The sequence below is a fragment of the Pedobacter sp. genome (genome assembly GCF_035566355.1).
Taxonomy (GTDB): domain Bacteria; phylum Bacteroidota; class Bacteroidia; order Sphingobacteriales; family Sphingobacteriaceae; genus Pedobacter.
On record NZ_DATMRL010000478.1, the window covers coordinates 1 to 5320 of the forward strand.

Genomic DNA, 5320 nt, shown 5'->3' on the forward strand with positions numbered 1-5320 from the left:
CTCCCTTTAAAAACCTCATTTAAGAAAGCGATTAATAAGTCTTTGTTTGGATCCGTCCCAAAAATTTTCTTAAATGACCAATCCAGCATCGGATTAATGTACTTCGTATTACTCATAATTTACACTTGATTTTTTAAAAATAACTTCAAGTGTAACGATAGTTTTTCTAAATAAAAATTTTCATAAAAATCTGTAAATCAATATTTTGAAAACAAATTTAAATAAAAACAAGGCATTACAAAATATGGTAATCAGAACTCAAAAATTTAATCAACAATCGCCAAAATTCCCTTTCTCCACCCTCTCCGGTCTGCACTCAAGAAAATATGTTTTTACTGAGGCGAACCTCAGAATCTGCAAGATTCAGAGAGCCCAGTAAAACATATTTTCCCCAACAATTCGTTTATTCTTATAAATAAAGAAGCGTGAAAGAGTCAATTCTTTCCCCGTTTTTTGGTGTAGTGATCCTAAAAAAACCATCCGTAACTTTAACAGACTTTTCATTCTTGTCAAACAAATTAGCCTCAAATGCAGCCTCAAGAACAATAAAATCAGTTCCCTTAATCTCATCTATTTTTAGAATCTTGAATTTCGAGCCATTTTGGCTTTCTGCTGTGAGTTTTGATTTGGCATTTATTGATAACTGGCTATAGGAAGTCAATGGTTCGTTATTTACCGATAATTTTATTGCGACACCTTCATCTTTACCAAACCGTTCATAATCTATGGCATAGGGATAATCGCCCAAAGTATAGAATTTATCTCCAGGTCTGGGACAGTACAGAGAGCCAAATTTCAGCGCATTTGCCTTTTTATAATTTTTTATAAATGAAACTATAATGGCCCCTCTTGTCTGTTCAAGCAAAGTTGTAGATGCTGATGAGTATTGTACTGAGTCAACCACTCCAACCCAATAATTATTTGCCGCGCCACTCAGGCTCCATTCTCCATTGGTAGGACTCAATTGCAAATTGACTCCTCTATTCCCGTAAGATCTGGAGGCGGAAGGCTCTCTTAATGCATTGGTGTAGCGTTTTCCATTGATTGTAAACGAAGTGCTGTCGGGCAGGAAACGTGATTTTGCAATTACTTCAGGGGGTTCAGGCGCAGCTACGATGTCCTTTTTTTTACAAGAGCTGGCCCACAGCAATGCTGCAAGCGGCAAGAGAGTGTATAATTTTTTCATTTGTATGTGTTTTGTGTGTAAACAAATTTAGGTCTTTTGTGATAACTAACCAATTTAAAATCCAGTACCAACAGGATATTTCTTTTGAATTAACAAAAAACACTTCCGCATATGATGCGCACTTCTTGTCTATAGATTTTTATGCTAGATTTGCGACACATGAATTTAGAAGATCATAAGCAAAGAATAAACTTACCTAAGCTGGTAGGTAACACACAAATGAAAAAGATTTTTTTGGTTGCACTATGCACCACAATGGGCACTTGCGTGATGGCTCAATCTGCAATTACAGAAAAAGAGATTAAAGATCATATATGGTATCTGGCCTCTCCAAAAATGAAGGGAAGATTTCCGGGAACTGCTGGAAATAATAAAGCTGCAGATTATTTAGTGAAACAATTTAAAAAATCAGGGATATCCCCTTTCGGGAACAGTTATTTTCAGGAGTTTACCGCTAAAATGCGCGTAAAAAAAGGGGTAACTGACACGCCTTATGTACAGACAAAGAACGTAGTAGGCTTTATTGAAGGTAGTGATCCAAAATTAAAAAACGAGTATATTGTAATTGGTGCACATTATGATCATCTTGGGATGGGTGGAGCATCTTCCAAAAAACCAGATACCGTAGCCGTTCACCCTGGTGCAGACGATAATGCAAGCGGTACAGCAGCACTTTTAGAAATCTCAGAAAAATTAGCGGCAAACAAAGCCTCCTTAAAACGCAGTATCATTATTATTGCTTTTAGTGCTGAAGAACAAGGCTTATTAGGATCAAAGTATTTTACGGAACATCCGTTGGTTCCCCTGTCTCAGATCAAATTAATGATTAACATGGATATGGTGGGTCGAATGAATACAGAAAAGCATCTTTATATGGGAGGTGCAGCATCTTTTGATGGTGGAATGGAACTCATGAAAAGTTTAGGTCCGAAAATAGGGATCAACCCCATTGTAAATGCTTATGATGTGGGCGGATCGGATCATGTTTCCTTTTATAAAAAGAACATACCCGTGTTAGGGTTTCATACTGGTGGGCATCCTCAATATCATACTCCTGAAGATGATCGGAAACTGATCAATATTGCTGGTGAGAAATTGGTTTGCGATTATATTTATGAGGCACTAACCACAATCGCGAACAGAAATGAGCCTATTCTCTTTGTTCCTGAAAAGAAGATGTAGAATTGCAACTCAGCCAATCTCAACAAGGCGGTTCACAGAAATAACAATACAACCTACAAGCCCTGCAATCGCACGATGAGCAGGGCTTGTAGATTTTACAGGGATGTCAAAAACCAGCTACTTATTTCAAGACCGTGTCATAGATCTCATTTAAGAGGTTTTGTCTCATTTTTGAGTTCCTTTGGTTTAGAAGAATTATAATACCCCAGTTTTTAGCCCTATTGTAACATATAATGGAAGATTGCCCCATGGAGTCTCCTGATTTTGAATAAATGGTGTTTTTATCGTCTGTTACAATACCTAGCCCTAATCCCATTTCTCTTTTATCATCTTTATAGAAGAGTTTCTCCGTGATTACAGCCGCTTTTCCTATTGCAGTTTTTTGATCTAAGATTGCTTTTAAATACGTAACCATATCAGAAGCGCTTGATTTTATTAATCCCGCAGGCGCTGTAATATTCCATTTAAAGAATTCCTGACGACCACCATTGGGATTCTGACCAGTTGTCCTGTTTTTTACATCAAAATCTTTCGTGAATGTATTTTTCAGCTTTAAAGGGTCTATTATTTTGGCTTTGATAATTTGATCATAACTCTTGTTGTGCACTTTTTCTAAGATCTGTCCGAGCAAAGTATATCCAATAGTAGAATAACGATATTTTCCATAATCTGTTAGTTCAGTACAATTATTGATGATATCGCTCAATGTTTTCTGTGTTATACCATTTACCGGTTGCTGTGGATCCAGTTCTATTAACTTTGCAAAATCTATATCAGGCAAACCAGATTGATGAGATGCCAGGTCTGAAATTTTTATTTTATTTCTAATATTTTTATGCAACTGATACGCATTAGGAAGGAAGCCGTCGATATAATCATCCGTTTTAATTTTATGATCAATAACAGCTTGTGCAATTAAATCTGAAGTTAAAATTTTAGTAATTGATGCAATTTCGAATATGGAATTTTTGTCGATTTTAATTTGACTTTCTGCATCCAAATTACCGTAAGCTGTATAATATTCTTCATTGTTTTTAATAAACCCAACACTGATTCCTACGGTCGGATTTTTCTTGTAATTATCCTTTATGATGGAATCAATTTTTTTGGATATCTCTTGTCCAAAAGAAAAATTGCTTATTAATAACAGCGCTGCCAAAAGTTTTAAAGAGGTTTTCATTGTATCGTATTTTTAGATTAAAAATTATTTCGATACAAATATGTGGAAGCAACTCAGGCTATGCGACCGAATAAAAATAGTCGAACCCATTTGTTTGAAAAAATAAGTACGAGTAATGATAAAGAAAAGTACGAGTAATTACAAAGTGTTGTTTTATAGAGATTTACGGTAGTCTGTAGGTGTAACACCGGTATGTTTTTTAAAAGCAGTATTAAAAGAAGATTTCGAATTAAAACCTACCTCATATAAAATTTCTAAAACAGTTACCTTAGTTTTTGTAAAATCTTTTAAAATATCCATAGCTTCTTCTATACGATAGGTATTAACAAAATCATAAAAATGTTGCTCTAACTTATGATTGATTAAAACAGATAAATCCCGAACAGGAATTCCAACATCCTTAGATACATCTTGAATCGTTAAGGAAGGATTGAGGAATGGCTTCTCTTCAATCATATACTTCTTCAATTTCAATAACTCTTCGTTGTATTCCTTTTCCTCGTGTACAGGTAACTGCTCGCTGTTTTTCTCTTCGGAAATTATATTCTTTACCAATTTTAGTTTTGAATCTATATTTCTAAATAGGTTTGGATGATTTAACGCCTTATATAAATACCAAAAAATGATGATCAGTTCAAATAATAAAAGTCCAATTTTTAACCATTCGTAAACGTTAGGATATTCAGTGAATTTAAAGATGTTTTTTAACAGAGCAATAAAATAAAAGACGGATAGTGCCAAAGTAAACTGAAATAACCAATTCAGTGATTCAATACTTGCTCCCGCATAATTTTCAAGGTATACTTTTTTTGCTCTTCTTAATACCATAAAAGCTGCAGTGAGGTATAACACAATTTGAATATGTGTAAGGATATGGTTGAGCTGTATTTCAAGCATACGGCCACTTCCTTCAAGAAAACTGATTTTAGAAGCCAGATCTACACTATAAAAGCGAGGTACTAAGATTAAATTCGCTATTATAAAAGTAAAAGTGTGAGCTAAATGTTTTGGTTTTAGCTTAAAGTCCGTATAGGAGACAGACAAAATATATAAATAGAAAGTTGGAAGTTGCAGGAAAAAAAATGAGCTCATAAAAACTCTTGCAGCCAAGGGAATTTCCAATAAGTGACCTAGATTTCCACTAATATCAATTGCAGTTAAAACCAGAAAAAAAGCAAAAAGACGATTACTTAACTTATATTCTGTTTTAACTGTAATCAAAAACAAGGATAGAAATAATGAAATGGACATTGTTACTACAGCAACTGTTGCTAATACACTAATTTTATCCATTAGTTATTCTTCATTGTTTGTTTCATGAATTTGTTTTTAGCTTATAGTAAATGGTCGATGGCTTTCTTTATGGCTAACCGTTCATCCATCCGGCTAATTTAATTATTTTTTATGATTGATCTGGCCAGTGGTTCTATTGCATCTCATCATCTGATCGATAGTTTCAGATAATTATCTGTCATACAAGTGTTTTATTTTGTATTGATGCGAAACCTAATCTGTAAGTAATTGTTTCCACGGGTATGAAATCAATTGGAAAAATAGTTGTGCTGCTATTGGTTATATGTACGGTGCAACAACATACGTTCGCTCAGGTGAGCGTAGGCATTTCAGTTAGAATTGCCCCACCTGCATTACCGATTTATACACAACCTGAATGTCCTGTTGATGGATATATGTGGCAGCCGGGCTATTGGGCTTATGACGATATAGACGGTTATTATTGGGTTCCTGGAATGTGGGTAGCCCCTCCCCGTCCT

6 protein-coding genes are annotated in these 5320 nt (G+C 34.8%); 2 read left to right on the plus strand and 4 right to left on the minus strand.

Features of this window, described 5'->3' with window-relative positions; translation table 11 throughout:
- On the minus strand, nt 1-116 hold a 116-nt coding region (locus VNZ46_RS18650), incomplete at its 3' end, for a PD-(D/E)XK nuclease family transposase (RefSeq protein WP_325561540.1).
- Nucleotides 117-409: 293 nt separating this feature from the next.
- Nucleotides 410-1186 (minus strand): hypothetical protein, encoded by a 777-nt coding sequence (locus VNZ46_RS18655; RefSeq protein WP_325561535.1) that lies wholly within the window; start codon nt 1184-1186, stop codon nt 410-412.
- Between the two features lie 219 nt (nt 1187-1405).
- Between VNZ46_RS18655 and VNZ46_RS18660 the strand changes: the two genes are divergently transcribed.
- Nucleotides 1406-2368 (plus strand): M20/M25/M40 family metallo-hydrolase, encoded by a 963-nt coding sequence (locus VNZ46_RS18660; RefSeq protein WP_325561536.1) that lies wholly within the window; start codon nt 1406-1408, stop codon nt 2366-2368.
- A 121-nt stretch (nt 2369-2489) separates the two neighbouring features.
- On the opposite strand, the gene VNZ46_RS18665 is transcribed toward VNZ46_RS18660, so the two are convergent.
- Both VNZ46_RS18665 and VNZ46_RS18670 read right to left on the minus strand, forming a co-directional pair.
- Nucleotides 2490-3548 (minus strand): serine hydrolase domain-containing protein, encoded by a 1059-nt coding sequence (locus VNZ46_RS18665; RefSeq protein WP_325561537.1) that lies wholly within the window; start codon nt 3546-3548, stop codon nt 2490-2492.
- Nucleotides 3549-3701: 153 nt separating this feature from the next.
- Nucleotides 3702-4841, minus strand: coding sequence for an AraC family transcriptional regulator (locus VNZ46_RS18670; RefSeq protein ID WP_325561538.1), 1140 nt, complete (start codon nt 4839-4841; stop codon nt 3702-3704).
- A gap of 242 nt (nt 4842-5083) precedes the next feature.
- Between VNZ46_RS18670 and VNZ46_RS18675 the strand changes: the two genes are divergently transcribed.
- Nucleotides 5084-5320, plus strand: a 237-nt coding sequence (locus VNZ46_RS18675; protein WP_325561539.1) for a YXWGXW repeat-containing protein, incomplete at its 3' end; no start/stop codon positions are given.